Below are 26,319 nucleotides of genomic sequence, written 5' to 3' on the forward strand. Positions count from 1 at the left end.
TAAGGGCCGCGCTTCCACATTGATTTACAGGTGTAAGGGCTGGCCGATGGGCGTACCATTTTTGACGGATGCAAACAAAGCAATCTCAAAGCGTGGCGTCCCAGAGCAGACGGCGCGGCGAATTGGGTTGCCCACGGAAGTTTCTAGAAGCCGGCCTCTACTTGCGGACGCGTGAAGACCGTATATTTTGAGTTCCCCCTCTTTTTTTCTGGAGTCAACTATGGTCAAGAAACAACAAACAACGAGTGATGACAACAAGGCAGAGCCGCCCTTGGGCAGCTCTGTCAAGGATTCGGCGCAGCAAATCTGGCTGGCGGGTCTTGGCGCTTTTTCCAGGGTGCAGGAAGAAGGCAGCAAGGTGTTTGAGGCGCTGACGAAAGAAGGCCAGGCGATACAGCGCAGAACGCAGGAAGCGGCTGGTGAAAAGATGGCAGAAGCAAGTAGCAAGATGACCAACATGGCCTCCGACATCCAGTCAAAGGCGGGCCAGCAGTGGGACAAGCTGGAAAACATCTTTGAAGAACGCGTGGCCAAGGCGCTGAACAAACTCGGCGTGCCCTCTGCCAGGGATGTGGAAGCGCTGACCGCGCGCATCGATGAACTTAACCAGAGCCTGCAAGAGATGAGCAGCAAGGCGCCTGCCGCTAAAACCACTGCAAAAACGGCTACCAAAAGGGCAGCCAGCCCTGCCGCCAAACGCCCGGCCGCTCGCCCCGCGGAGTGAGCCCGCGCCGCGCGCGTTGCGCTTTTTGAAAAAAGGGACAGCTGTCCCTTTTTTTTCGCTTGGCGCCTGCCGCACCTTCGCCCCGGGTTGTGTGCGTATTCCCGAATTAGTCGCCCGCTGCCGCTGGGTTAGAGTACGGAACAACAACAGGGGACAAACATGGCGAAAAAAGCGCCGCGACGTACCGCGGAGCGCATTCTGGAAGTCACGCTGGCGCTGTTCAACCGCTTTGGCGAGCCCAATGTTTCCACCACGCTGATCTCCGCCGAGCTGGGCATCAGCCCGGGCAACCTGTACTACCACTACCCGGCCAAAGACGAGCTGATCAACGCGCTGTTCGACCGCTACGAAAAAGCCCTGAACGAGCTGCTTAACGCCAGCGACGCCGTGCGCAACGTCGAAGACGCCTGGTTTTTCATGCACACGCTGTTTGAGCTAATCTGGCAATACCGCTTTTTATACCGCGATCTCAATGATTTATTGAGCAAGAACCGCCGGCTGGAAACGCATTTTCAAGCCGTGCTTAAAAACAAGACGCGCGCCGTCAAGACCCTGCTGGACGGCATGAGCCGCGCCGGCGCCATGACGACAGCTTCACGCGAACTTGAAGCCACGGCCACCAGCATGGTGGTGGTGCTGACTTACTGGCTTAGCTTTGAATACGTGCGCGACCCGCGCAACGCGCTGGAGCCGGCCAACGCGCAAGCCGCGCTGCTGCGCGGCGCGCACCATGTGCTCAATTTGCTGATTCCCTACCTTGAACCTGGCCAGCGCGCGCATTTGCAAGCGCTGGTGGGCGCCTACAGCAGCCCCGCTGGCACTAAAGGCTAAACCGGCACTCTGACTGCACCGCCAAACCATAAAACTACAAGCCAACAATCAAGAGGCATCACATGACCCAATGGACCGCTTTTCCCCACGCTGGCGACTATGCCTTTGATGCCGCCAGCGTGAAAAAGAGCTGGGCTCGCCTGCATCAGGGCGACTGCGAAGCGCTGCCCGGGGAGGCCGCCGTGCTGCAGGCCTGGGTGCTGTTTCACAACGGCGAGTTTCAAGCCGCGGCGCAGGCCGGCCTTCAGGCTGGCGGCCAAGGCATCACGGTGGCCAACAAAGCCACCAGCATTTACGCCAACTATCTGGAGGTCAAGGAAAAAAACAGGCTGGCGCTTTTCCTGGAAGTCGCCAGCCGGGCCGAGGCGCAGCAGGCGCTTGATCCGGACAACGCCAACGCCTGGTACTGGCAGGCCTACGCACTCGGGCGCTACAGCCAGGGCATCAGCGTGGCCAAGGCGCTGGCGCAGGGTTTGGGCGGCAAGGTCAAACAGGCGCTGGAGCAAACCATCAGGCTCTCGCCCCGGCACGCCGAAGCGCACATCGCGCTGGCCACCTTCCATGCCGAGGTGATTGACAAGGTGGGGGCGCTGATTGGCTGCATGACCTACGGGGCCAAAAAAGACCTCGGTTTGTCGCTCTACCAGGCGGGTTTGCAATTTCACTCCGGCTGCGCGATTGCGTTGATGGAATATGCCAACGGCATGCTCATGCTGGAAGGCGACAAAAGCATGGCGCAAGCGACCGCGCTTTATGAGCAGGCGGCGGCCGTCCCGGCGGCCGACGCCGCCGAGCGGCTGGGTATGGACATGGCCAGGGCTGGACTGAAGGACTGAAGGACTGAGTTTCTGGCATCTGCCTTCAGGAAAGAGCAGCCCGGTCAACAGACTTGGTTGCTCTTTTTTTTATAGCTGCTCGCGCCCGTCCTGATTGGGCTAGGGGCCTATTTCGTTCTTATTCCAGCCTACGCGAGACATGGCGCCCGGCACAGTGCGCCTGCCCTCACCCTGCGGCTGCCGCCTCTTTCCATGGCTTGCCCCTATACCAGGCATGCTGCGCTAGCCGCAGCAGCGGTTTGTCGCCCGCCGTGTCGCCATAGGCATGAAGCGTTAACGCGTTCAAGGACGCCGCATCAAAACGCTGGGCCAGCCAGCTTTGCAGGCGCAGCACTTTCTGCTCGCCGTAACAGTTGGGGGTACGCATGCGGCCGGTCAGGCGCTCGCCCTGCACTTGCATTTCGGTGCAGATCAGCCCGTTAAAGCCCAGCTCGCGAGCGACGCGGGCGAGGTAAATGTCGGGTGAAGCGCTCACCAGCACGCAGCAATGCCCGGCCTGCTGGTGCTCAGCCAGGCGCGCCATCGTCCAGGGGCGCAACTGGCCGGACAAGTCGCGGGCCAGCCAGCGCGCGGTCCAGTCATCGGCCTGCGCCGTGCTCACGCCGCTGAGCGTGGCGCGCAGCAGCCGCGCCTTGGCCACGTCGTTGCGCAGCAACCGCAGTGCGTAGGCGGCCAGCCACGGCGAGCACGTCAACAGCGCCAGCAAAAAGCGTGGCCAGCCCAAGCCACGCGCCAAAAACGGTATTAAGGTGTCGCGCCGCGTCAGCGTGCCGTCGAAGTCAAAGGCGGCGACCACGCTCGTCACGGCGGGCATCGCACCTGTCCGCAATAGCGCTCACAAAACGGGCAGCCGGTCATCGGCAGGGCACGCGGAATGTTGTAGAAGCGCTTGTAGATGGTGCCCAGCACGCCCTGCCGGTAAGCCTCGTATTGAAACCCCGTGCCTTCCACCGCATAAAACGGCACGCCGTTCTGCATGAAGCTGAGCACGCGCACGGACTCAAAATAAGGCTGAAATTCCTGCAGCTGCGGTGGCTCGGTGACGATGACACGGATGGTTTTCCCCTGGTAGAGCGAAAAGTCCACCAGCATGTCGTCTTGCCGGGCGTGAAATTTGCCAACGCCAAACACCGGCATGTACTGACGCCGCTCGAAACCGTAAATCGACGCGGCGGTGTAGGCCTCGGCCATCAGCACCACGCCGGGGCGGCTGAGCTGCTGCAGAATTTCAGCGGTTTTGTAGCTGCGGATGATGGACGGGTAGATCTTGCTGCTCTTCCAGTTGTCCAGCGTTGTCAGATACAGCCCCGCCACCAGCAGCACATGCAGGGCGGTAAACACGGCCAGGCCCTTGGCGCAGGGCTTGAGCTTGCCTGCCGGCAAGGCAAAGGCCAAAAACGCAAAACCGAAGGGGTAAAACGACAGCGCCCAGTGCAGGCCAATCACTTTTTTGAACGACAGCAGCGCAAAGAACAGCAGCGGCACCAGCACCAGGCAGGCCAGCAGGTGCTGCGATGGCGCGCCAGACCTGGCATTTTGCAGCAGCGCCTTGCGCTGGCGCAGCGCCAGCCACAGCGCGGCGGGCGTGATCAGGTAAGCCATCATGCCGAGGTAGAGCAGCGGCTTGCGCCACTCGAACAACTCGGCCTCGTTGCGGTTGTAGAGGTTGAACATGATGTTCGACCAGCCATGCGACAGGTTGTAGGCGATGTTGATGGCCGGGCCTGGCAGGGCACAAACCACCAGCAGCGCCAGTCCGGCCAGCCGCTGGCGCCGGTACAGCGCAAAGTAAACCAGGTAGGTCAGGCCCAGCACCACCGAGAAATACTTGGACAAAAAGGCGCAGCCCAAAAACACGCCTGACAGCGCATACAGGCCACAGGCCGCGCGGTCCAGCGTCTGGCGCTGCTCGGCACGCAGCAAGGCGGCGGCCGACAGCACCGACCAGAAAATCAGCGGTGTGTCGGTGGTGATCAGCACGTTGAGCCAGTTCAATGGCGCCAGCCAGAAAAACAGCACAGCCCAGGCCGCGCGCACACGGTCCAGCGGCTTGAGCCCCCACCACAGCGCGCCGCCCAGGGCCAGCGGCAGCAACAGCACCGGCAGTCGTATCGACCAGACGCTGTCGCCCAGCGCGGCCCGCATCAGGGCAATCAGCCAGCCGACCATGGGCGGGTGATCGGAGTAGCCCCAGTCGGGGTAGACCCCCCACCAGTAGAAAAACGCCTCGTCGCCGGTGATCGGGAAGGTGACGGCGATCCAGCAGCGCAGCAGCAGCGAAGCCAGCCCAACGGCCAGCAGCCAGCGGCTCAACGTGGCGGTGGTGGCGTTGGTGGAAGAAAAAACGGTCGGGTGGGTCTGGGGCATGAAATGTTGACGGGGAACGGCCAGGTGCTGGCCGGACTCAAGAGGGAAGCGCTAGCGGAAACTGATTTCCTTGCGAATGGCCGCACTATAAAGCAAGCTCAGCAGCCCGATGGCGACGGCCAGCCACAGCGTCAGCAGGCGCACCAGCACGGTGATGGTGAGCGCTGCGGCGGGCGTCGCGCCCTGCGCGACCAGCAAACCGGTCAGCACGGCTTCGGTGCCGCCCAGCCCTGCCGGCAGCGCCGACAGCGCGCCGGCCACCATGGCCACCGCGTAAAAGCCGCTGGCCGTCAGCCAAGGGATATCCACCTGCAGTTCCTGGCAGATCAGCCAGACCGCCAGCCCCTGCGCGGCCCAGGCGGCCAGGGTCAAAGTCAGCCAGCGCAGCGGGCGCAGCGCCAGGCATTGCCAGGCTTCCTTCAGCCAGCCCAGGCGTTGGCGCAGCGCCTGCCGGCGCAGTATCAGCAAACCCAGCAGCAGCGTGAGCAGCAGCACAGCGGCGGCCAATCCCAGCAGCAGCGCGGGACGGGCCGGCCCGGCGCCACGGCTGAATAGCCAACCCAGCACCGGCAGACACAGCAGCAGCAGGCACAGCAGGTCGGCCAGCCGCTCTGCGCCGAAGATCGCCAGGCTTTGCCGGGGCGTCAGGGGCTGGTGCGCCAGCAGCAGGCCGCGCATGGCCTCGCCGACATTGCCGGGCGTGGGCGTGAAGGCGTAGCCGGCTAGGTACAGGCGCAGGCCCTGCAGCCAGCCAAAATGCCTTTCAAAATGCGCCATCCACAGGCGCCAGCGAACACCGCGCAGCACATAGCTGAGCAGGCACAAGGCGGCGGCTTGCAAGCCGGTCCATGATCCCAGGCGGGCCAGCGAGGCACGCGGGCTGTCACCCCAGATCAGCAGGACGGCCGCATAGACCGTGGCGACCAGGCCCAGCACCAGCAGCAGTTGCTTGATCGGTAACCGGATGGCTGGCTTGATGGGTGGCTGGATGACGGGTCCGGCAGGCGCAGGGTCGGCCGCCTGCGGTCCGGCGTCATGCGTCATGCGTCATGCGTCACACACGCTTGCTCAAGAAGATCGCCAGCCACAGCAGGCCGGCTCCCAAAATCCACGGGTCGCGCAGCATGTCGCGCGCCACGTCTTCGCCGCGGCCGCGGTGCACCTGGTAGGTGTAGCGCAGCATCGCAAAAATCACCACCGGCACGGTGTAAAGCAGACGCTCGCCGTGCTGCAGTTGCGCCTCGGGGCTGGTGGCAAACAGGCTGTAGGTGGTCAGCGTGGCGGTCATGGCCATGGCGATGAAGGTGTCCAGCAAGGCCGGCGGGTAGTGCTCGAGTACGGCGCGCTGGCTGCTCTCGTCATGAAAACTCTCGGCCCGGCGTTTGGAAAAGCCGAGGAACAGCGCGATGAAAATGCCGGTCAGCAGCAACCAGCGCGAGGGCGGTATGCCGACCGCCACGGTGCCTGCCAGCAACCTGAGCATGAAGCCCGAGGCGATGATGGATACATCAACCACCGGCACCCGCTTTAGCCGCCAGGAATACGCCAGATTGAGCACCGCATAAGCCCCCAGCAACAGCAGCAGCGTGCGGTTGCCGGCGGCCAGCAGCAGGCCCGCCGCCAGTAGCGCCCCCGCCACTATTAAGGCCAGGGGGACCGACACTGCGCCCGAGGCCAACGGCCGGTTGCGCTTGACGGGATGCAGGGCATCGCTGGCGCGGTCATGCCAGTCGTTGATGATGTAGACCATGCTGGAAAAGCAGCAAAACGCCGCGAAAGCGTAAAAGACACGCAGCGTCAAAGGGCCGTCCTGCCAGGACTGGCTGAACACCAGGCCGGCAAAGACAAAGCCATTTTTTAGCCACTGGTGCGGCCGCATCAACTGAAGCAACTTGACGAACACAAGCAAAGAGGGCGGCGAAGAAGGCATCAGAGAGAAACGCGACAGCATGGGGGCAAAAAAAATATCATTCGAGCATAACTGACAGGGTCGGCCACGCAGGTTTCTGAATACAGCCAAAATCGGTACATGGCTCAAACACCTTCCCGCGACGATCTGTCCTCCCCTGCCCAATTTCCTGACCAGTTTCCGGCCCCCTCGGCGCACGCCCTGCAGCTGATTCAGACGCTGGTGCGCATGAACACGGTCAGCCACAACGCCAACCTGGAACTGATTCACTTTGTGCGGGACGAGCTGAAACGCTTAGGCGTGGCCAGCCGACTCACCTACAACGCCGACAAAACCAAGGCCAACCTGTTTGCCACGCTGGGCGAAGGCAAGGCGGCCGGCATTATTTTGTCGGGCCATACCGACACCGTGCCCTGGGACGGGCAAGACTGGACGCTGGACCCGCTGTCGGCCACGATCAAGGACGGCAGGCTCTATGGCCGAGGCAGCTGCGACATGAAGGGTTTTATCGGCATGGCGCTGGCGCACGCCGGTAATTTTTTGAACAGCACCGCGCCCTTTGCCGTGCACCTGGCGCTGAGCTACGACGAAGAAGTCGGCTGCATGGGCGTGAAGGGGCTGATTGCCGACATGAAAGACGCCGGCATTGTTCCGCTGGCCTGCATTGTGGGCGAGCCCACCAGCATGCTGCCGGCCACGGCGCACAAGGGCGTGTACCGCTACAAGTGCTGCGTGCGCGGCAAGGAAGCGCATTCTTCGCTGACGCCGAAATCGGTCAATGCCATAGAAATGGCGGCGCGCGTGATTGGCAAGCTGCGCGACATGGCCGAAGGCTTTGAGGCCAACGAGCCGCGCTACGAAGGCTTTGACGTGCCATTCAGCACCGCCAGCGTCGGGCAGTTCCACGGCGGTATCGCCGACAACGTGGTGCCGCGCGATGCCGAGTTTCGCTACGAATTTCGCAATCTGCCCAACGCCGATGCCAATTTGATGCAAAAAGAGGTGCTAGCCTTTGCGCAGCGGGCGCAACCAGCTATGAAAAAGATAGCACCGGATGCCGGCTTCAGCTTTGAAACGCTGTGCGAGGTGCCAGCTTTTCTAGGATCGGCCGATGACCCGGTGACGCGGCTGGCGCAGCGCCTGGCCGGGGCAGAGCGCACCACGCTGGTGGCCTTTGGTACCGAAGCCGGTTTGTTTCAGCAAGCCGGCATACCCAGCGTGGTGTGCGGCCCCGGCAGTATTGAGCAAGCGCATCAGCCCGATGAATTTGTCAGCCTGGAGCAGCTGGCGCGCTGCCAGGCCTTCATGCACGGGCTGGTCGCGACCAGGAAGATCGCCTGATTGAGGATTCGTTCGCCAGATGAAAAACGCCTGACCAAGTCAGGCGTTCATATCTGCAAAGTCAGCCAATTCAGGTGCGCACGCGGCCGTCACCGGTCAGCATGGACAGCTCGACGAAGTTCGAGGCCACATGGTCGGTGGGCGAGAACGACACGGCAAAGCCGCCCATGGATTGGCTGCCCAGGTTTTCCAGGCCGGTGATCAGTGACTCGCGGCTGGGCTTGGCACCGGCGCGCCGCAGTCCCTCGACAAACAGCTTGGCCGCCAGGTAGCCCTCCATGCTGGAGAAGTTGGGCTGGACATTTTTGCCGGCGGCCTTCACGACATCCGCAAATTCGCGCGCAATCGGCCGCGCCGCCTTGTAGGGAGAGGGCATGACCTGCGACACCACCACGCCCGCGCCCTCCTTGCCAAGCTCGTCGGCCAGCGCCTGCGTACCGACAAAAGACACGTTGTAGTAGGTGCCGCCGTAGCCGGCCTTGCGCGCTTCACGAATAAAGGCGGCGCAGGCCTTGTAGGCACCGATCTGCACCACGGCGTCGGGGCCGGCAGCCACCAGCGTCTTGACCGCTTGGGCTACGTCTACCGTGTTGCGTTCTACCGTCGCCGTGGCCACCGGCTTCAGGCCCCGGCTGTCAAGCGCCAGGTTCACGCCGTTGAGTCCGGCCTTGCCATAAGCATCATTCTGGTAAAAAACCCCGATTTTTTTCAGGCCCAGCGTGGTCAGCTGCTTGACGATCAGCGCGGTTTCGTCGTTGTATGAGGCACGCACATGAAAGGCATATTTGCTGAACGGTTCGCGCAGCGCCATGGCGCCTGTGAACGGCGCAATAAAGGGTACTTTTGAATTAATCGCCTGGGGCAAGGCGACTAGACTGGTGGGCGTTCCAATATAGCCAAACAGCGCAAAAACGTCGTCTGCAATCAGTTTGCGGGTGTTTTCGGCGCAGCGCTCGGGCTCGTAGCCGTCATCGAGCTTGCGGACTTCAATCAGGTGCCCGGCCACGCCGCCCTGCGCGTTGACCTGGTCAAAATAGACCTTGGCACCCTCATAAAACTGGATGCCCAGCTGTGCCGCAGGCCCGGTAAAGGCGGCCGACTGGCCCAGAATGATTTTGCTTTCGGACTGGGCCCGGGCAGTGTTAAATCCGGCCAACAGGGTTGCACCGGTGCTGATGGAGAAGGTTCTGCGGTTCAGATTCATGCACATATTTTGCTACAAAATTTACATTTTTAGACAAAAAAGGTAACAAAATGAAACCTTGTACGGGCTTTTGCACGATTTATATACTTTAGTTTTAGCGCCGTTCGCATGGGTACGCTTCTTTGACGCCGTGTCCTTAGTGGCCTTTTCGGCCGCGCACAGGCCAGGGTCGCTACCATGCTAATTTCCAGGAAGATTCGCCATGCTGGAAACCTGATTTACGCCGGGGTCATGCTTTCTCCTCTACCCGCAGGCCACGTTGCCTGCCACTATCAAGCCAAATCATGAATATTCCCGTCAACACCACACGGGCCACCGCACCCGCCAACCCCGCCCAGCCACCGCTGCAGGTGCGCGGCGCCTGCCCGCATGACTGCCCCGACACCTGTTCGTTGCTGACTACGGTGGAAAACGGCGTGGCAACGCGCGTGCAGGGCAACCCCGATCACCCGCAGACCGGTGGCGTACTGTGCAACAAGGTCTCGCGCTACACCGAGCGCACGTACCACCCCGAGCGCCTGCTGCAGCCGCTGCGGCGCGTCGGGCCCAAGGGCAGCGGGCAGTTTGAAGCCGTGAGCTGGGCCAGCGCGCTTAGCGACATTGCAGCGCGCCTCAAAGCTATCGCGGCGCGCAACCCCGAAGCCATCGTGCCCTACAGCTATGCCGGCACCATGGGCCAGGTGCAGGGCGAAAGCATGGCCGGGCGTTTTTTCAACCGGCTCGGCGCTTCTTTTCTGGACCGGACAATCTGCTCGACGGCGGGCGGCGAGGGCTTGAGCCAGACCCTGGGCGGCAAGGTCGGCATGCGGGTGGAGTTTTTTGCCGAGTCCAAGCTCATCATCATCTGGGGCAGCAATTCGATTGGCAGCAACCTGCATTTCTGGCGCTACGCGCAGCAGGCCAAACGTGACGGCGCCAAACTCATCTGCATTGACCCGCGCAGGAGCGAAACCGCCGAGAAATGCCACGAGCATATTGCCCTGCTGCCGGGCACTGATGCCGCGCTGGCGCTGGCGCTGATGCACGAGCTGATCACGCACAACTGGCTGGACCATGACTACATCGCGCGCCACACGCTGGGCTGGGAGCAGCTGCGGGAGCGCGCGCTGCAGTGGAGCCCGGAGCGCGCCGCCGCGGTCTGCGCTGTGCCGGTCGCGCAGATTCGAGCCCTGGCACGCGACTACGGCCAGTGCTTTGTCAACCAGCAACCTGCAGCCATCCGCCTGAACTACGGCATGCAGCGCGTGCGCGGCGGCGGCAACGCGACCCGCGCCGTGGCCTGCCTGCCGGCGCTGATTGGCGCCTGGCGGCATCGCGCGGGCGGCGTGCTGCTCAGCAGTTCCGGGCTATTTCCGGTCGACAAAGCCGCGTTGCAACGGCCCGACCTGCTGGCCGGGCGGGCCCCGCGCACCATCAACATGGTCACCATTGGCGACGATCTGCTGCGCCCAAGCTCGCCGCAGTTCGGCCCGCAAATTGAGGCGCTGATCGTCTACAACAGCAACCCGGTGGCCGTCGCCCCGGACTCTGGCAAGGTGGTGCAGGGCTTTGCCCGGGAAAATCTGTTCACCGTGGTGCTGGAACACTTCCAGACCGATACCGCCGACTACGCCGACTACCTGCTGCCGGCCACCACGCAGCTGGAGCACTGGGATGTGCACAGCGCCTACGGCCACACCGACGCACTGCTGAACCGCCCGGCCATTAAGCCGCTGGGCCAGGCCAAGCCCAATACGCAGATTTTTCGCGAACTGGCGGCGCACATGGGTTTCACCGAACCGTGTTTTCTGGACAGCGACGAGACGCTGGCGTGCGCGGTCTATGGCGACAACATCGACTTTCAGCAATTGCTGGACCACGGCTTTGCCACGCTGAAGCTGCTAGATGCGCCATTTGCCGAAGGGCACTTCCCCACGCCCTCGGGGCGCTGCGAATTTTTCAGCGAACGGCTGGCGGCGCAAGGGCTGGACGGGCTGCCCGAGCATCTGCCCAACCACGAGACGCCTGGTTCTTCAAACGAATTTCCGCTCGCCATGATTTCGCCGCCGGCGCGCAATTTTCTGAACTCCAGCTTTGTCAACGTCAAAAGCCTGCGCGACATCGAGGGCGAGCCGCTGCTGGAGATGCATGCGCAGGATGCCGCCGCGCGCGGCATCGCCAGCGGCGCCATCGTCAGGGTGTTCAACGCGCGCGGCGACTACCGTGTGCGGGCCGAAGTGTCGGTGCGCGCCCGGCCCGGCGTGGTCAATGGCATGGGCATCTGGTGGCGCAAGCTGGGCCTGGACGGCACCAACGTCAACCAGCTTACCAGCCAGCGGCTCACCGACCTGGGCCGCGGCCCGGTGTTTTACGACTGCCTGGTGGAGGTGCAGCTGAGCGCGCCACCGCCCGCGCCGATCTAAAGATGAGCAGCGCCATGTCATGGACAGGACGGGGGGAACGGGGAGGATGGGGTATTGCGCTGGTCGCCAGCGTGGCGGTGCTGGGCCTGAGCGGCTGCAGCAACTTGGGCTATTACTGGCAATCGGTCAGCGGCCACCTGCACATGCTCAACGCGACGCGCACGGTCGATGACTGGCTGGGCGACGCGCAAACGCCGGCGCGACTGAAAAGCCGGCTGGCTCTCAGCCAGCGCATACGCAGCTTTGCCGTGACCGACTTGAAGCTCCCCGACAACCCGAGCTACCGTCGCTACGCCGACCTGCAGCGCAGCGCGGTGGTGTGGAACGTAGTGGCGGCACCCGAGTTGTCGCTGACGCTCAAGACCTGGTGTTTTCCGGTGGCCGGTTGCGTCGGCTACCGCGGCTATTTCAGCGAGCCGGCGGCGCGCCAGGAGGCCGAGCAGCTCAAGGCGCAGGGCCTGGAAACCAGTGTCTATGGCGTGCCGGCCTACTCCACCCTGGGTTGGAGCAACTGGGCCGGTGGCGACCCACTGCTCAACACCTTCATCGCCTACCCCGAGGGCGAGCTGGCCCGGCTGATTTTTCACGAGCTGGCGCACCAAGTGGCGTACGCCAAGGATGACACCATGTTCAACGAATCCTTTGCGACGGCCGTCGAACGCCTGGGCAGCCAGCGCTGGCTGGCGACCGAGGCCAGCGCCGAAGCGCGCAGCGCCTACGCGGTGTTTGACGGCAGGCGCCAGCAATTCCGCGCGCTGGCGCAGGCCACGCGCCGCGAACTGAGCGCTATTTATGAAGAAAAACCGGCTCTAGCCCAGACAGGACGGGCGCAGCTAGCTAGCAAATCAATAGCAATTGGGCGCTTTCAGGCGGACTACGCGCAGCTCAAAACATCCTGGGGCGGATTTGCCGGCTATGACCCCTGGGTGCTGCGCGCCAACAATGCCTCGTTTGCCGCACAGGCCGCCTACGATGAACTGGTGCCGGGCTTTGAGGCGCTGTTCGAACGCGAAGACCGCAACTGGCTGCGGTTTTATGATGCAGTCAATCGGCTGGCTCGCCTGCCCAAGGAAGAGCGGCACAAGGCGCTGCAAAGCCCCCTCAAAACGGCAGAAAAAACGGAGATCACGCATGGCTGACATTCAGATCGAGCGCAAACACGACATGGGCTTGCCGCAGGCGCGCAAGATCGCTTTCCAGTGGGCCGAGCAGGCCGAGGAAAAATTCGACATGGCCTGCACCTACGAGGAAGGCCAGAGCGAAGACTTGGTCAGCTTCAGCCGCTCGGGCGTCAGCGGCACGCTGACAGTGACCGGGGACAACTTTGTGTTGAACGCCAAACTCGGCTTTCTGCTCAGCGCCTTCAGCGAAAAGATAGAGGGCGAGATCGTCAAGAACCTCGATGCGCTGATCGCAAAAAAGCCGGCGGCCCAGGTCGCGGATAACAGCGGTAAAAGCCGAAAAACCGCAGCAAAAAAACATCCTGCAGGCTGATGCCCCCATGAGCCAGCTCGCGCAACCCGCGGTAAGAGCAGAAGAAGCCGCCGCAGCCGGTCCGCTTGCCGGCCTCAAAGTGCTTGAGCTGGGGCAACTCATCGCCGGCCCCTTTGCCGCCAGGACGCTGGCCGACTTTGGCGCCGAGGTCATCAAGATTGAAGCGCCGCTGACGGGCGACCCGCTGCGCCAGTGGCGCTTGCTGAAAGACGGCACCTCGGTCTGGTGGCAGGTACAGTCGCGCAACAAGCGCTCGGTGGCACTCGATCTGCGTCAGCGCGAGGCGCAGGAAATCGTGCGCCAGCTGGCGCTCGATGCCGACGTGCTGATTGAAAACTTCCGCCCTGGCGCCATGGAGGGCTGGGGCCTCGGACCCGACGCGCTTCTCAAGCTCAACCCGCGCCTCATCATGCTGCGCATCAGCGGCTATGGCCAAACCGGGCCTTACCGAGACCGCCCCGGCTTTGGCGTGGTGGCAGAGGCCATGGGCGGCCTGCGCCATCTCACGGCAGAACCCGGTCGCGTCCCGGTGCGAGTGGGCGTCAGCATTGGCGACACGCTGGCGGCGCTGCACGGCGTCATCGGCGTGTTGATGGCGCTGCAGCACCGCCACGTTTCAGGCCAAGGCCAGGTGATTGACGTGGCGCTGTACGAGGCAGTCTTCAACTGCATGGAAAGCCTGCTGCCCGAATACAGCGCCTTTGGCGCGGTGCGCGGACCAGCGGGCAGCGCCCTGCCCGGCATTGCGCCCAGCAATGCGTATCTGTGCAGCGACGGCGGTTATGCACTCATCGCCGGGAACGGGGACAGCATTTTCAAACGGCTGATGAAGGAAATTGGGCGCGATGACCTTGGCAACGATCCGGCACTTGGAGACAACGCCGGCCGCGTGCTTCGAGTGACCGAGGTCGACGCGGCCATCGGCCAGTGGGCCGCGCGGCGCACCATCGATGAGGTGTTGGCCGCGCTCGACAAAGCCGCCGTGCCTGCAGGCCGCATCTACACCGTGGCCAACATCGCAGCCGACCCGCACTATGCGGCTCGCGGCATGTTGGCCAGCGTGCAGATGGACGATGCAAGCACACTGGCCGTGCCGGGCATCGTGCCCAAGCTGTCGGCCACGCCAGGCAGCCACCGGCGCAATGCGCCTGCGCTAGGCCAGGACACCGATGCGGTGCTGCGGGAGATCGGATTGTCAGAATTGCAGATCAGCACGCTCAGGCAGCGCGGCGTAGTGGCCTAAGTGGGCGAGCAGCAGGTGCTATTGAATTAATAGCTACTTGCGCCCGCTCTGTTTGGGTTAGTGGCCTATTTTTCTTGCGAAGTCAGACGTGGACCGAACTAAACCGCAAAAAAGAAACTCGCTGGAACGCGTTATGCCATTGCCGAGCATGCTTAGCTTAGAGTAGCCGCAACAGGTGAACAACGGCAATGCGCCCAACAAGGCGCGCGCGTGCGCGCACGGGAAAGAAGTCGAACCCGAGCAAAACAAACTATTGGAGGCGAATCATGGGCAACCCCGGCAAAGGATAGACACCCGAGCGGCGCAAAAAAACAGAGCAAAGCTATCAGGCTAAGGAAACCTTGGAGCAGGTCCACCGGGCCAAAAAGCCAAGAGAGTAAGGCCGCGCTGGCCGGCAATGCTTGGGCGGGTGGCGAATGGCTAAAGCTGCGGGACGCCATCCAGGATTTTAATCAGGCCATGCGGGTGCAGCGGAACCGGTTGGGGCGGTAAACGACAGTTTCACAGCGAGGGATGTCAAAACTCAAAAAAACAGGCGCCAAGATTAAAAAAATTGGGTTTGCTCAAACCATTCGCGACACTACGGTCGTCGCTTGTGGGCGGTTTTATGACGTTGATTTTTGCTGCGTATTTGCAAACGACATTTCCAAGGACGCTCTACCCGACCTCCGGTGGGGGGGGCTAAAGCAAAACCGACTCCAGAACGTGCACAACCGGTTTCATTTGGTTCCCACGTTGTTAGCAAGGAATGGTGCTGCCACGCGTTTCTTGACGCATAATATAAATGTGCGGGTAAAAATCTCGCACAAGTTAGGTGATCGGCCAGTTTCGCGCGCCACGGCGGTACTTTTCGGGTTAGTTGTGCTTTCGGGACCCCATCGCTTTTGTTTTATGTGTTTTTTGAGGAGTCCCTATGGGCAATAAACTTTACGTCGGCAACCTGCCTTACACGGTGCGTGACGAAGATCTGCAACAGTCTTTTGGTCAATTTGGCGCTGTCACCAGCGCTAAAGTCATGATGGAACGCGACACCGGTCGCTCCAAAGGCTTTGGGTTTGTTGAAATGGGCAGCGATGCCGAAGCGCAAGCCGCAATTGCCGGCATGAACGGTCAGTCTCTTGGGGGCCGCAGCATCACTGTGAATGAAGCCCGTCCTATGGAAGCACGTCCTCCTCGTACCGGCGGCTTCGGCGGCGGTGGTGGCGGCTACGGCGGCGGTGGAGATCGTTCCGGTGGTGGCGGCTACGGCGGCGGTGGAGATCGTTCCGGTGGTGGCTACGGCGGCGGTGGAGATCGTTCTGGCGGCGGTGGTCGCGGCGGCTACTAAAGTCCTGCAAACCCAGTCAACGGCAGAGATGTCGTTGCAAACCAGCTGTCTCAGCCTTTCGCTGAGCAAAGCACAAGAGGCTTCGGAACTTCGGTTTTGGAGCCTTTTTTCTTTGGAAGAACGAAATTGCGCTATCAAATTGGTCTGCCTGAGGCGTAACGTATCCGCGGAGGGTGCAGGTCGAGCACCAAGAGTCCAGTATTCGCCGTTTCCCTATTGCGCCGCGATTATTGAGGGCTTTCAGAAAGCCTCAAACATTTAGGGCGTGTCGAAACCCCACAAAGGGGGACACTTTGAAAAACGACGGTGCTTTTCAAACATCTTTGCAGAACCCAGTATTCATACGGTCTCCAAGCTGATGTGTGATTCGGCCCCGACATTGCAGCCCGCTTGCCGCCCCAAAGACTAGAGCCCTATCGTCAAGAGACCTTGACGGCAGTGGCTGCCGGCTAATCGGTCGCCTGCCCTTCCAAACCCGCTGCAGCCGCGCCGAGACCGCCAGACTGCAGCGTGTGCTGGGCAAGACGACACTGGAGAAGGAAATCCTCAAAGAAGAGGTGGCGTAAGGCACTAAAAAATGGGTATTGCCCGCCCTTGCCGCCCGGAACGGCCGGTGCGGTCGTCGCAGGCCGTGCACTACCGACACCTTGTTGCGTTCCCAAGCCACTTTGCCGGCGCTGCTGCGGCGGTGGTTGCCGGCCGGGTGACATCGGATGGGAGGGCTGTGCCAATTTGCGACGCTCGCAGCCGGGTTGTCGGTATGGCTTGCCCAATTCATGTAAAAGTCTATACTTAAAAGAAACAACGTGTAACCACATAATATCGCTGCAGGTGAGTACAACGAAATTCACATTTAGCCGCAGGACCTCCAGCATGAAGTTCGTTTGGTGGACATCGACTTCCATCGCCCGCCGTTTTTCCAGTACCGGCTTGGGTTTGACCATCAAAGCCGCAAGTTCGCCCGCGAACATACCGCTGGAGGGCTTGCCGCTGCGCAAGCCAGCTGAAACGGTGGCTAGGGCAGGCACCGCGGGTGACGTTCCTGCCCGCTTGGCAGAGACGCAAGAAAACGCGGCGATCCACTCGCGGTACGCAGGCAATGTCCGCCTTTCGCCCATCGTGCGCAAGTTTGCCGGGCTGCTGCATGAGCAACTGGACCTGGCTGACACGGCGCAGTCCAGCGGCGACATGGAGGCACTCGCTCGCTTTGGCCACTGGCTGGCGGGGGTGGCGGGCACCGTGGGCTACGACGCTTTCACACTGCCTGCCCGCGAGTTGCAGGCACTGGCCAAACAGGGCGACGCGCTAGCGGCGGCAACGGCCTTGAGACAGTTGGCCCGGATGGCGAGTCAGCTGGTTGTGCCCGACGCGCTGGCGACCTCATGACTCATTTTCTCCATTGGACCCCGCGTATGTCAGCAATGGCATGGCCAGGAAAACGCACCGGTGCTGCCAAGCCGCTTCCAGTCGCAGCGAGCCAGCCGACACCAAAGAAGGCCCCCTCTATAAACGATGACCGAAGGTCTGGGTTAACCGGCAAAGGGTTGCTGCCGAAAGAAAACAAGTTATCGAGCTCTCGGATAAACGCCATCTCCCACGACGGTATCTTGGGCCAGCATTGTGCTGGGGGCGTAGCCGATGCGCTCATCATGATGGTTGACGACGAGTTACTCAATATCGAAATGACCCAGGCGTTGCTGGAGCAGGCGGGTTACCGCCAGTTCGTCTCCACCCACGAACCGGAAACTGCCATCCTGACGATGCGGGCAAAGCCGCCAAGCGTGTTATTGCTGGACCTGTCCATGCCCAAGGTCGACGGAATGGAGATTCTGGACGCCATGCGTGCTGACCCGGTTTTGTGCCATATCCCCGTTATCGTGATGACGAGCACCACCGATGCGTTGGTCAAGCTGCAGGCCCTGTCGAAGGGGGCGATGGATTTCCTGCAAAAACCGGTGGATCCGAGCGAACTGACCCTGAGAATCCGCAACACCCTGGCCGCCACGGCTTACCGCGACGCGCTTGCTCACCACGATCCCCTGACCGGCCTACCGAACAAGCTGCGTTACATCCAGGCCTTGAGATCGGGACTGGCGGCGGCCGCAGCGGACGACTATCCGGGTGCGCTATTGCATGTCGGCATCGACGATTTTTCCGCTATCCATGACGCCTTAGGCCGCGTCGCCGTCGACCATTTGCTCAAACGCATAGGCAAACGCCTGGCTAACTGCGTCGAAACCGAAGCCGAGGCCGACGGCTCATTAAGCAACGAGAGGGGTAGTCCGACGCTTTTTCGCGTTGACGGCGGCGAGTTCGCGATCTTCATTCCCTGCCTGTACAACGTAGAGATGGCCGCAGGATTCATCAGCAAGGTGCTTGAGGCTGCGACCACCGGCTTCAACTCCGGTGGCGCGCAAGAAATTTTGGTCACCTGCAGTATCGGAGTGGCCGTGTTTCCGGACGATGGACTCGATCCCGACGTTTTGATGATCAACGCCGAGCTGGCACTGCGCCATGCCAGGGAGTCTGGGAGGCAAAGCTACGAGTTCTTCTCCCCCGATCTGAATAAAAGGGCTGTAAACAAACTCAGCATGGGAGCAGACTTGCGCCGCGCTTTCTCCAGGGATGAACTCGAGCTGCTGTATCAACCACGCATTGACGCGGTCTCGGGCAAGCTCATGGGTGCAGAATCCGTCGTTCGCTGGAAGCCGCCATCAGGACGACAACTGCAAGGAGACAGCCTGCTGGAGCTGGCAGCCACATCAGAGATGAGCCTGGTGATGGTCGACTGGGTATTCGACCAAATACTTCAGCAGACACGGGCTTGGCGCGCAGCCGGTTATGGAATCGTTCACTTGGGCGTCAACGTCTCCCTTAAGCAGTTGCCGCTTGCACAACTGATGGAGAGCGTGCGCAATGCCATCAAAGCTGGGCTGAGGCCGGAGTTTCTTTGCCTTGAACTGCACGAAGCGTCGACACTGCACTCGCGTCAGGAAGAAGTGGAATCGTTGGTTGGGCTGAAGCAAATGGGCGTCAGGCTCGCGCTAGACCATTTTGGTGCCGGCCAATCGTCGTTAATCCATCTGCGGCGCTACCCCATCGACGAAATCAAGGTCGATCCGCTGTTTTTCGACAAGATCGAGGAAAACAAGGACAACGCCGCCATCGTGACGGCCATGATCGCGATGGCTCGTAGCCTGGGCCTCACTTTTGTCGCCACGGGGATCACTGCCACCGCTCAACTTGCCTTCCTGAAGGCGCAGCAATGTGACCAATGCCAGGGCAGCCTTTTCGACGAACCGATGGGAGCCGGCGAATTTGCCCTGAAATGGCTTCCGCACAAGGCGCGCTGGCTCAGTTTTCGTGGCTGATATGCAAGCCTGAACCTCTCGCCCAATAAAGAATGCCACGTCAACCACCGCGCAGGGCTGGGTGACGGCCCTGTGGCGTTGCCCGCACATCATCGACACCACTTTCAAAATGTGCAGGCGCCATGAGCCCCGCGCCCACCTGACTTAACTTACGAAGATGCTACATGCAAAATCCGCGTGATCACCAAATGCCATTTCAAACCAACCCGCGCTGGAAAGATCTTCTGAAGGTGGGAATACTGCTGGTGCTGCTCGCCGGATTGCCGATAGCGGCATGGCTCGACTTGAAAGGGATTACGGAAGCTGCTTTACAGCGCCAGGCGTCCGATCTCAACACGATCATGAACGGGATACGCGGCTTTTACAGTCGCGATGTTGTTGCTCGCATCCTTGCGAAAAACGGCGAGGCTGTCCAGGTGCTGCCCAACTACCTGGAGGTGCCGGGTGCGATCCCCATACCCGCGGCCTTATCGCTTGCGCTCGGCAGTGTTGTCTCGGAAAACCAGTCGAACGTGAAATACCGTTTTGTGACCGACGACAGGTTCTTCAAAAACAGCGAGCCGCACGTGCTCGACCCCTTCGAGAAGACCGCATTGGCAAGCTTGCGCTCGGACGTCGAGAAAACACCCAAGGTGGAGGTCATCACCTCAGGGCTAAACACACGAGTGCGCGTAATAACGCCGGTTCTGATGGGCGCCGGCTGCGTCGGTTGCCACAATTCCAACCTTGAGGGCAAGAAACGCGATTGGAAAGTCGGGGATGTGCGCGGCATCCAGGAAATTTCGATCAACCAGCCGCTGCCCCTCAACGTCTGGACATTTAAATTCACGCTGCTTTATTTCCTGTCCATCGCAGCGGTAGGCCTGGCCATTATTTTTTTGCTGCGCAAACAGAACAACTCCAGTCGGTACATGAACCGCGCGCTACGCGAGAACGAGACAGCACTGCATGCAGCACGCTTGAAAGCCGAAGATTCCGCCAGAGCGAAATCCGATTTTTTAGCCAACATGAGTCACGAGATCCGGACCCCGATGAACGCCATCATCGGCATGGCGCACCTTGCGCTGCGCACTGAACTCAATCCCAAGCAGCACAATTATGTTGAAAATATCCAGAAGGCCGCGCAGTCGCTGCTTGGAGTCATCAACGACGTTCTCGATTTTTCCAAGATTGAGGCGGGTAAGTTGGATGTGGAGGAAATTCCGTTCAGCCTTGACGATGTGTTGTCCAACCTGGCGGTGGTGACCAGCCAGGGTGCGGCAGATAAACGTCTGGAATACCTGTTCAAGGTGCCGCACAGCGTTCCGCGTCACCTCATCGGCGACCCGCTGCGGCTGGGGCAGGTGCTGGTCAATCTGATCAACAATGCCATCAAGTTCACCGCAGCGGGCCAAATTGAAATGTCCTGCACGCTGGCGGACGGAGCATACGGCGCGGACGGCACGGTCACGCTAATGTTCGCAGTGCGAGACACCGGCATCGGTATGACACCCGAGCAGCAAGCAAAGCTGTTTCAGCCATTCTCGCAAGCTGATGGTTCAACCACACGCAAGTATGGCGGCACTGGTTTGGGACTGTCCATCTCGCAGCATCTGGTGGAACTTATGGGCGGCACAATAAGCGTTGATACGCAAGCAGGCTTTGGTTCAAAATTTCACTTCAGCTTGCGCCTCGCAGAGGTGTCGCCGAAAGCTGCCTGCGTGATGCCCGCTGCGCTCAATGGCGCCCGCATCCTGGTCGTCGACGACAGCGCGCAGGCACGCGCGATTTTGGTGGACGGGTTGAGGGCGTTGCCGGTCCGGATAGATTGCGCGGCATCAGCCGGCGAGGCCCTGATGAAATTGCACAGTGCCGACTCCACGCATGAACCCTACCAGCTGGTATTAACCGACTGGATGATGCCCGATCTCAATGGCGCCCAACTGATTGAGCGAATCAAGTCGGACCCGGATTTGCTCGCGCCGCCGGCCGTCATACTGATGATCGCCTTCGGCCAGGAAGAGGTGCAGGCAGAGGCGGCTGCGCTGGGTGCCGACGGTTTTCTGCTGAAGCCGATTACCGAATCGTCGCTGGTAAATACGCTGGTTTCTGCCTTTGCGCGGCGCGTCAAACCGGTCGCGGCGCGCAAGGCGCCTCAGCACCAGTTTCCGGGCGCGCGCATCCTGCTGGCAGAAGACAATGAAATAAACCAGGAAATCGCGGTCGAACTGCTTGCCCAAGTCGGTATCCAGGTCGACATAGCCAACACCGGGCGTGAGGCGGTAGCCATGCTGCACCAGGCCGGGCCGCACGCTTACGGCATGGTATTGATGGATCTGGAAATGCCGCATATGGACGGGCACGAAGCGACCATTGCGATTCGGGCGGACCAGCGCTTCGCCAAGTTGCCGATTGTGGCCATGACAGCGCATGCCGTCGCGACCGTTCGCGAGCGCTGCCTGAACGAAGGCATGCAAGAGTACGTTACCAAGCCCATCAACCCGGAGCAGTTGTATGCGACGGTTTCACGCTGGCTGCGGGTCGCGTCGACGGTAGTAGCGCGGCCGCCGGCGGCCGACGCTGAAAGTGCAGACCCTGTGCCGCTTCTGGCGGGCATCGACGCCGCCCTGGGCCTGTCACATGTAGCGGGCAACAGCGCGCTCTATCTAAAGCTGCTCGACCGCTTCCGCGAATCACAGCGCCTTGCGGTGGAGGACTTGCGTGAAGCCATCGGCAGCGGCGATCGCGCAATTGCCACGCGGCGTGCGCACACCCTGCGCAGCGTCGCTTCAAGCATTGGTGCGCGGCAAGTCCAGCATGCGGCGGAATCGCTCGAACGTTATCTTGAATACGAATTGGCCGCGAATCTAGCAGACCCGCTGCTGGTGCAATACCTGAGGCGCCTCGACCACGCGCTGTCTGGTGCGCTGGCAAGCCTCGATAGATATTTCGCCGACCTCAACGCGAATCCGGTCGGTACGGCGGCCTCTGCTGGCCACCTCTAAAGGCAAAACTAGCGCGCGTGCGCGCCGGGCATGTGAACGGCCTGGGCGACGAACACGACCTTTACGCAGGCATAGGCGGCTACGGCGCGTAAACCACGCCGGACGCCGGCAACACTTCCTGCAAAAAGCTTTCCTTGCGCCCGATGCCAGGCGCGGACGACTTGACCCTGACACTTGCAACGGCATCGAAAAAGGCGGGCTGATGGGCATAGGTTCGCTGCTGGTGGCCGACGCGACTGGTCGGAACAGACGTCTGCCAGGCAATATGGTTGTGCCGGTGGGCTTGTTGCGCCCGATTCTGGCCGAGCTGCAGCAGTCGGGCAGCAGCCTGAAAAGCCACCGCCCCCGGTTGGGGCTGACGTCCAGCGACCAGGGCAGGCACATCCAGATCGCACGCGTCAGCGAGGTCAGCCCGGCACGGCTGGCCGGACTGGAAATGGGCGACATGGTGCTGGCGGTGGATGGTGCCAAGGTCATCACGCTGGAAGCGCTTTACGAAAAGCTGTGGGACCGCTCCGCGCCTGATGCCGAAATCCAAACTCACGGTGCTGCAGCGCGCCGACGCCAACACCGTTGTGCTTAAAGCGCAGGACCGCAGGCTGACGCTAAAAAAACGTCGAACATCTGATTTTCTAGTTAAATCGGTCTGTAGCCTAATAACTGCGGGCGTAAGCAGCTATATTTTTTATAGCAGACAAGCTCACTATTCGGCTAGGCCTTGCGCCACCGTCGGGTAACGCAGCACCAGCTTGAGTTCCTTTTTCAGCCGCTGATTGTCAAGCCGGCGCGACTCGTCCATAAAGCTCAGCAGCATCAGCGGCAGTTGCTGCTGCGCCGTGCTGCGCGCCAGCCGCGCCGGCCGCGGCAACTGGTACAGGTCGGCGGCCAGGTCAAAGTAATCCCCCATCAACAGCTGCGAGTCGTCGCTGGCATGGGTGATGCGCTGCCGCTTGCCGCGCCACAGCGCCGCCAGACAAGCTCTGGCCAGATCGTCGGCGTGGATATGGTTGGTGTAGACATCGTCTTCGCGCCGCAGCACGGGCGTGCCGCGCAGCAGCCGGCCACGCGGCGTGCCGCCTTCGCGGTCGGACGCATAAATGCCGGGAATGCGCAGGATGTGCACTTGCGTGCCGCTGCTGCGCCCGAACAGCCGCAGCAGGCCTTCGGCATGCACGCGGCGCTGGGAACGCGGCGTGTTGGGATTGACGGGCTGCGTCTCGCGCACCCATGCGCCCTGGCAGTCGCCGTAGACACCACTGGTGGAGCCATAGACCAGAGAGCGCGGCGGGCTGCGCAAACGCAGCGCGCGCAGCAGCGCCAGCGTGCGTGGATCACTGCGCCAGTCCGGGTTGTCGCTGGGCGGCGGCGCCAGATGCACCACGCGTGTGGCCAGCCCGGCCAGGCGGCGCAAGCTGGCGCGGTCGTCCAGATTGCCCAGCAAAGGCGTAATGCCTTGCGCGCGCAGCGCCGGCAAGCGTTCGGCCGACGACGTGAGGGCGATCAGCTTGAGCCGCGGCGGCAGTTGGCGGGCAACGCGCATTCCGACATCGCCGCAACCGACGATCAAAACACGCTGGCGGCGAAAGCGCGATGGCAGGGCGCCAAGGGGGTTTAGGTTTGAGCGCAAAATTGGGGACCTGCTGGGAAAGCCAGCCAAGCCAATGGTCAGTAGGGTTAATGTCAGATCAACAGAACCCCAAGGATACCGAATATGAGCTTCAACGTGACCGTGCAACCAAGCGGCCGGGCTTTCATCGTCAACGCCGACGAAGCTCTGCTGGCGGCGGCGATTCGCCAGGGCATTGGCCTGCCCTACGGTTGCAAGGACGGCGCCTGCGGTTCCTGCAAGTGCAAGATGATCGAAGGCAGCGTGACGCATGGCCCGCACCAGCTTAAGGCCCTGTCGCCTGAGGAAGAGGCCAAGGGCTTCATCCTGACCTGCTGCGGTGTGGCGCACAGCAACATCGTCATCGAATCGCGTCAGGTCACCGACGAAAGCGCCTACCCGATCAAGAAAATGCCTTCGCGCGTCAGTAGCCTGGCGCGCGCCTCGCACGATGTGATGGTGCTGCGCCTGCAGTTGCCAGCCGGCGAGCCGTTCAAATACCACGCTGGCCAGTATGTGGAATTTTTGCTGCGTGACGGCGTGCGCCGCGCCTACTCAATGGGTAACGCACCGCATACCCAGGTTGAAACTCCGGGCATTGAACTGCACATTCGCCACATGGCGGGCGGCACCTTCACCGAGCAGGTGTTCGGCAGCATGAAAGAGAAAGATATCTTGCGCATAGAGGGGCCTTACGGCAGCTTTTTTCTGCGTGAAGACAGCAACAAACCCATGGTGCTGGTGGCTTCAGGCACCGGCTTTGCGCCCATCAAGGCGCTGATCGAGCACCTGCAGTTCAAAGGCATCACGCGCCCCGCCGTGCTGTACTGGGGCGGCCGCCGGCCGGCCGACTTGTACATGAATGAATGGGTACTGGCCAAAGTGGCCGAGATGCCTAGCCTGAGCTACGTCCCGGTTATCTCAAACGCCCTGCCCGAAGACAACTGGAGCGGCCGCACCGGTTTCGTCCACCAGGCCGTGTTGGAGGACTTGCCAGACTTGTCGGCCCACCAGGTCTACGCCTGCGGGGCGCCGATTGTGGTGGATTCGGCCAGAGCCGACTACAGCGCGCTGGCGGGCCTGCCGCCTGAAGAGTTTTACGCCGACTCGTTCACCACCGAGGCCGACAAGGCTGACCAGGCCGCCAAGGCGGCATGAGACGGCTTGTTGCGGCTTCCGGCCAAGGCAGGGAATTTCGTTAACAGCGGGCCGCCCGGCATTTTTTACACACCAGTCCTATGAAAACTCATCCAGGCAAACTCCCTACCCTGCGTCTCAAATTACTCGTTGTGAGCGCCTTGTTAATGGCTGGAGCCCTTACGCTAGCGCCGCCCGCCAGCGCGCAGAGCGCGACACCCTCCGGCAAGATCATGCGCATCATCGTGCCCTACGCGCCCGGCGGCCCGATTGACGTGACCGCGCGGCTGATGGCCGAACGCGTGAAAGACACGCTGGGCACCGTGATCATCGAAAACCGGCCCGGCGGCGGCGGCAACATCGGCGTGGACGCGCTGGCCAAAGCGCCGCCCGATGGGCTGACGCTAGGCATTGCGGCGGTGGCCACGCACGCCATCAACCCCTGGCTTTACAGCAAGATGCCCTACAACGCGGCCAGCGACTTTGCACCCATCACGCAAATGGTGCGCGTACCCAATGTGCTGGTGATGAACGCCGATACCGCGCGGCGGCTGAACATCAACAGCGTCGCTGACCTCATCAAATACGCCAAGGCCAACCCGGCCAAGCTCAACTACGCCAGCGGTGGCAACGGCAGTGCCGGCCACCTGGCCGGTGAACTCTTCAAGGCGCAGGCAGGCATTTTTGCGCTGCACATTCCCTACAACGGCGGCAACCCGGCGCAGCTGGCCTTGCTGAGCGGCCAAGTCGACTTCAACTTCGACAACCTCGCCACCGCATCCAGCAACATCAAGGCCGGCAAGCTCAAGGCGCTGGCTGTGACAACAGCCAGGCGCAGCGCCGCCCTGCCCGATGTGCCGGCCGTGGCGGAAACCCTCAAAGGTTTTGAGATTGACACCTGGTGGGGACTCGTCGCTCCGGCAGCGACACCGAAAGATGTGGTCGCCAAGCTGAGCGCGGCCTTTGTTGCCGCCCTCAATTCAGCCGAGGCCAAAACCCGCTTTGGCATGCTGATGGCCGAGCCGGTAGCCAGCACGCCCGAACAGTTCGGCGCGTTCATGAAAAGTGAACTGGCGAAGTATAAAAAAGTGGTGAAGACCTCAGGCGCCAGGGTGGACTGAGTTTATTGTCAATATAGGTCTCTAGCCCAATGAATACGTGCGTAAGTAGCTATATAATTGATAGCATTTTTTTCAGGGCTAATAGGCCCCGGGGACGCGATGACCCTGCGCGGTGGAGCAGCGTCATAGTCCTGACGAAGCACCCAGCCTAGCTCAATTCGCCGAGCTGAACTCGACCCTGGAGCAGACAGCGGTCGATGAAAAAACATAGAGCAGCAACGAAAAAGCCCTAGGATTTTTCAATCCTAGGGCTTGTCGTTTTGGTGCGGCTGGCAGGAATTGAACCCACGACCCCTTGGTTTGACCGTGCCCCTCAAAAACGTACTCCATAGCTGATGGTCAAATTCATCAACTGGAGAGATCGAGATGAGCAAGAGAAACGACGGACATGCGCGGGGCAAATACACCTTGGAGTTCAAGCT

The 26,319-nt window shown here is 61.4% G+C and carries 21 protein-coding genes; 15 read left to right on the forward strand and 6 right to left on the reverse strand.

Features of this window, described 5'->3' with window-relative positions; genetic code table 11:
- The first annotated feature begins 220 nt into the window (after positions 1–220).
- The 3 genes from HHJ18_RS10915 (at position 221) to HHJ18_RS10925 (ending at position 2,391) form a co-directional block, all read left to right on the forward strand.
- Positions 221–724 carry a phasin family protein gene (locus HHJ18_RS10915; RefSeq protein WP_296915090.1) on the forward strand — a complete coding sequence of 168 codons (504 nt, stop codon included), beginning with the start codon at positions 221–223 and terminating at the stop codon, positions 722–724.
- Between the two features lie 159 nt (positions 725–883).
- Positions 884–1,555 (forward strand): TetR/AcrR family transcriptional regulator, encoded by a 672-nt coding sequence (locus tag HHJ18_RS10920; RefSeq protein ID WP_296915093.1) that lies wholly within the window; start codon positions 884–886, stop codon positions 1,553–1,555.
- 62 nt (positions 1,556–1,617) lie between these two features.
- Positions 1,618–2,391: a hypothetical protein gene (locus HHJ18_RS10925; protein ID WP_296915095.1), complete on the forward strand. Its 774-nt coding sequence runs from the start codon at positions 1,618–1,620 to the stop codon at positions 2,389–2,391.
- A 166-nt stretch (positions 2,392–2,557) separates the two neighbouring features.
- Here the strand turns inward: HHJ18_RS10925 and HHJ18_RS10930 are convergent, their stop codons facing one another.
- The 4 genes from HHJ18_RS10930 to HHJ18_RS10945 are packed head-to-tail and all read right to left on the reverse strand — an operon-like array spanning position 2,558 to position 6,709.
- A complete protein-coding gene (locus tag HHJ18_RS10930) occupies positions 2,558–3,205 on the reverse strand; it encodes an HAD-IB family hydrolase (protein ID WP_296915098.1) in 648 nt (215 codons plus the stop codon).
- Positions 3,193–4,758, reverse strand: a complete 1,566-nt coding sequence (locus HHJ18_RS10935; protein ID WP_296915101.1) for a glycosyltransferase family 39 protein — start codon at positions 4,756–4,758, stop codon at positions 3,193–3,195. Before HHJ18_RS10935 ends, HHJ18_RS10930 begins: the two co-directional genes overlap by 13 nt.
- A gap of 51 nt (positions 4,759–4,809) precedes the next feature.
- Positions 4,810–5,802, reverse strand: coding sequence for a lysylphosphatidylglycerol synthase transmembrane domain-containing protein (locus HHJ18_RS10940; RefSeq protein WP_296915104.1), 993 nt, complete (start codon positions 5,800–5,802; stop codon positions 4,810–4,812).
- A 10-nt stretch (positions 5,803–5,812) separates the two neighbouring features.
- Complete coding sequence (locus HHJ18_RS10945) at positions 5,813–6,709, reverse strand: decaprenyl-phosphate phosphoribosyltransferase (RefSeq protein WP_296915106.1); 897 nt, start codon at positions 6,707–6,709, stop codon at positions 5,813–5,815.
- A gap of 78 nt (positions 6,710–6,787) precedes the next feature.
- Between HHJ18_RS10945 and argE the strand changes: the two genes are divergently transcribed.
- Positions 6,788–8,008: an acetylornithine deacetylase gene (gene argE, locus HHJ18_RS10950; protein ID WP_296915109.1), complete on the forward strand. Its 1,221-nt coding sequence runs from the start codon at positions 6,788–6,790 to the stop codon at positions 8,006–8,008.
- Positions 8,009–8,078: 70 nt separating this feature from the next.
- Here the strand turns inward: argE and HHJ18_RS10955 are convergent, their stop codons facing one another.
- Positions 8,079–9,212: an ABC transporter substrate-binding protein gene (locus HHJ18_RS10955; RefSeq protein ID WP_296915111.1), complete on the reverse strand. Its 1,134-nt coding sequence runs from the start codon at positions 9,210–9,212 to the stop codon at positions 8,079–8,081.
- A gap of 284 nt (positions 9,213–9,496) precedes the next feature.
- Between HHJ18_RS10955 and HHJ18_RS10960 the strand changes: the two genes are divergently transcribed.
- The 9 genes from HHJ18_RS10960 to HHJ18_RS11000 all read left to right on the forward strand — a co-directional run bounded on the left by HHJ18_RS10960 (position 9,497) and on the right by HHJ18_RS11000 (position 22,616).
- Complete coding sequence (locus HHJ18_RS10960) at positions 9,497–11,614, forward strand: molybdopterin oxidoreductase family protein (RefSeq protein WP_296915114.1); 2,118 nt, start codon at positions 9,497–9,499, stop codon at positions 11,612–11,614.
- Positions 11,615–11,628: 14 nt separating this feature from the next.
- Complete coding sequence (locus tag HHJ18_RS10965; protein ID WP_296915117.1) at positions 11,629–12,753, forward strand: aminopeptidase; 1,125 nt, start codon at positions 11,629–11,631, stop codon at positions 12,751–12,753.
- Positions 12,746–13,108 (forward strand): polyhydroxyalkanoic acid system family protein, encoded by a 363-nt coding sequence (locus HHJ18_RS10970; protein ID WP_296915119.1) that lies wholly within the window; start codon positions 12,746–12,748, stop codon positions 13,106–13,108. The genes HHJ18_RS10965 and HHJ18_RS10970 overlap by 8 nt, the downstream gene beginning before the upstream one ends.
- Positions 13,109–13,115: 7 nt before the next feature.
- Complete coding sequence (locus tag HHJ18_RS10975) at positions 13,116–14,351, forward strand: CaiB/BaiF CoA-transferase family protein (protein WP_296915122.1); 1,236 nt, start codon at positions 13,116–13,118, stop codon at positions 14,349–14,351.
- 913 nt (positions 14,352–15,264) lie between these two features.
- Entirely contained in the window at positions 15,265–15,678 is a 414-nt protein-coding gene (locus tag HHJ18_RS10980) for an RNA-binding protein (protein ID WP_296915125.1), read from the forward strand.
- Positions 15,679–16,551: 873 nt separating this feature from the next.
- Positions 16,552–17,064: an Hpt domain-containing protein gene (locus HHJ18_RS10985; protein WP_296915128.1), complete on the forward strand. Its 513-nt coding sequence runs from the start codon at positions 16,552–16,554 to the stop codon at positions 17,062–17,064.
- Positions 17,061–19,049, forward strand: a complete 1,989-nt coding sequence (locus tag HHJ18_RS10990) for an EAL domain-containing protein (protein ID WP_296915131.1) — start codon at positions 17,061–17,063, stop codon at positions 19,047–19,049. The genes HHJ18_RS10985 and HHJ18_RS10990 overlap by 4 nt, the downstream gene beginning before the upstream one ends.
- Positions 19,050–19,213: 164 nt before the next feature.
- Positions 19,214–22,033, forward strand: a complete 2,820-nt coding sequence (locus HHJ18_RS10995) for a response regulator (protein WP_296915134.1) — start codon at positions 19,214–19,216, stop codon at positions 22,031–22,033.
- Positions 22,034–22,235: 202 nt separating this feature from the next.
- Complete coding sequence (locus tag HHJ18_RS11000) at positions 22,236–22,616, forward strand: S1C family serine protease (protein ID WP_296915136.1); 381 nt, start codon at positions 22,236–22,238, stop codon at positions 22,614–22,616.
- Positions 22,617–22,736: 120 nt separating this feature from the next.
- On the opposite strand, the gene HHJ18_RS11005 is transcribed toward HHJ18_RS11000, so the two are convergent.
- Entirely contained in the window at positions 22,737–23,660 is a 924-nt protein-coding gene (locus HHJ18_RS11005; RefSeq protein ID WP_296915139.1) for an NAD-dependent epimerase/dehydratase family protein, read from the reverse strand.
- 84 nt (positions 23,661–23,744) lie between these two features.
- Here HHJ18_RS11005 and HHJ18_RS11010 point away from each other — a divergent pair, with 84 nt between their 5' ends.
- Entirely contained in the window at positions 23,745–24,797 is a 1,053-nt protein-coding gene (locus HHJ18_RS11010) for a CDP-6-deoxy-delta-3,4-glucoseen reductase (protein ID WP_296915141.1), read from the forward strand.
- Between the two features lie 146 nt (positions 24,798–24,943).
- Positions 24,944–25,897 carry a tripartite tricarboxylate transporter substrate binding protein gene (locus HHJ18_RS11015; protein WP_296915144.1) on the forward strand — a complete coding sequence of 318 codons (954 nt, stop codon included), beginning with the start codon at positions 24,944–24,946 and terminating at the stop codon, positions 25,895–25,897.
- Positions 25,898–26,319 lie beyond the last annotated feature (422 nt).

It is taken from the genome of Polaromonas sp. (assembly GCF_012927455.1).
Lineage (GTDB): Bacteria > Pseudomonadota > Gammaproteobacteria > Burkholderiales > Burkholderiaceae_C > Polaromonas.

Excerpts from the sequence above, each read along its gene's own strand:
- HHJ18_RS10935 (WP_296915101.1), bottom strand. The coding sequence starts at position 4,758 with ATGCCCCAGACCCACCCGACCGTTTTTTCTTCCACCAACGCCACCACC.
- HHJ18_RS10960 (WP_296915114.1), top strand. The coding sequence starts at position 9,497 with ATGAATATTCCCGTCAACACCACACGGGCCACCGCACCCGCCAACCCC.
- HHJ18_RS11000 (WP_296915136.1), top strand. The coding sequence starts at position 22,236 with ATGGGCATAGGTTCGCTGCTGGTGGCCGACGCGACTGGTCGGAACAGA.
- HHJ18_RS10965 (WP_296915117.1), top strand. The coding sequence starts at position 11,629 with ATGTCATGGACAGGACGGGGGGAACGGGGAGGATGGGGTATTGCGCTG.
- argE (WP_296915109.1), top strand. The coding sequence starts at position 6,788 with ATGGCTCAAACACCTTCCCGCGACGATCTGTCCTCCCCTGCCCAATTT.
- HHJ18_RS10940 (WP_296915104.1), bottom strand. The coding sequence starts at position 5,802 with ATGACGCATGACGCCGGACCGCAGGCGGCCGACCCTGCGCCTGCCGGA.
- HHJ18_RS10970 (WP_296915119.1), top strand. The coding sequence starts at position 12,746 with ATGGCTGACATTCAGATCGAGCGCAAACACGACATGGGCTTGCCGCAG.
- HHJ18_RS10980 (WP_296915125.1), top strand. The coding sequence starts at position 15,265 with ATGGGCAATAAACTTTACGTCGGCAACCTGCCTTACACGGTGCGTGAC.
- HHJ18_RS10995 (WP_296915134.1), top strand. The coding sequence starts at position 19,214 with ATGCAAAATCCGCGTGATCACCAAATGCCATTTCAAACCAACCCGCGC.
- HHJ18_RS11010 (WP_296915141.1), top strand. The coding sequence starts at position 23,745 with ATGAGCTTCAACGTGACCGTGCAACCAAGCGGCCGGGCTTTCATCGTC.
- HHJ18_RS11015 (WP_296915144.1), top strand. The coding sequence starts at position 24,944 with ATGGCTGGAGCCCTTACGCTAGCGCCGCCCGCCAGCGCGCAGAGCGCG.
- HHJ18_RS10930 (WP_296915098.1), bottom strand. The coding sequence starts at position 3,205 with ATGCCCGCCGTGACGAGCGTGGTCGCCGCCTTTGACTTCGACGGCACG.
- HHJ18_RS10955 (WP_296915111.1), bottom strand. The coding sequence starts at position 9,212 with ATGAATCTGAACCGCAGAACCTTCTCCATCAGCACCGGTGCAACCCTG.
- HHJ18_RS10925 (WP_296915095.1), top strand. The coding sequence starts at position 1,618 with ATGACCCAATGGACCGCTTTTCCCCACGCTGGCGACTATGCCTTTGAT.
- HHJ18_RS10920 (WP_296915093.1), top strand. The coding sequence starts at position 884 with ATGGCGAAAAAAGCGCCGCGACGTACCGCGGAGCGCATTCTGGAAGTC.
- HHJ18_RS10990 (WP_296915131.1), top strand. The coding sequence starts at position 17,061 with ATGACTCATTTTCTCCATTGGACCCCGCGTATGTCAGCAATGGCATGG.
- HHJ18_RS10945 (WP_296915106.1), bottom strand. The coding sequence starts at position 6,709 with ATGCTGTCGCGTTTCTCTCTGATGCCTTCTTCGCCGCCCTCTTTGCTT.
- HHJ18_RS10915 (WP_296915090.1), top strand. The coding sequence starts at position 221 with ATGGTCAAGAAACAACAAACAACGAGTGATGACAACAAGGCAGAGCCG.
- HHJ18_RS10985 (WP_296915128.1), top strand. The coding sequence starts at position 16,552 with ATGAAGTTCGTTTGGTGGACATCGACTTCCATCGCCCGCCGTTTTTCC.
- HHJ18_RS10975 (WP_296915122.1), top strand. The coding sequence starts at position 13,116 with ATGAGCCAGCTCGCGCAACCCGCGGTAAGAGCAGAAGAAGCCGCCGCA.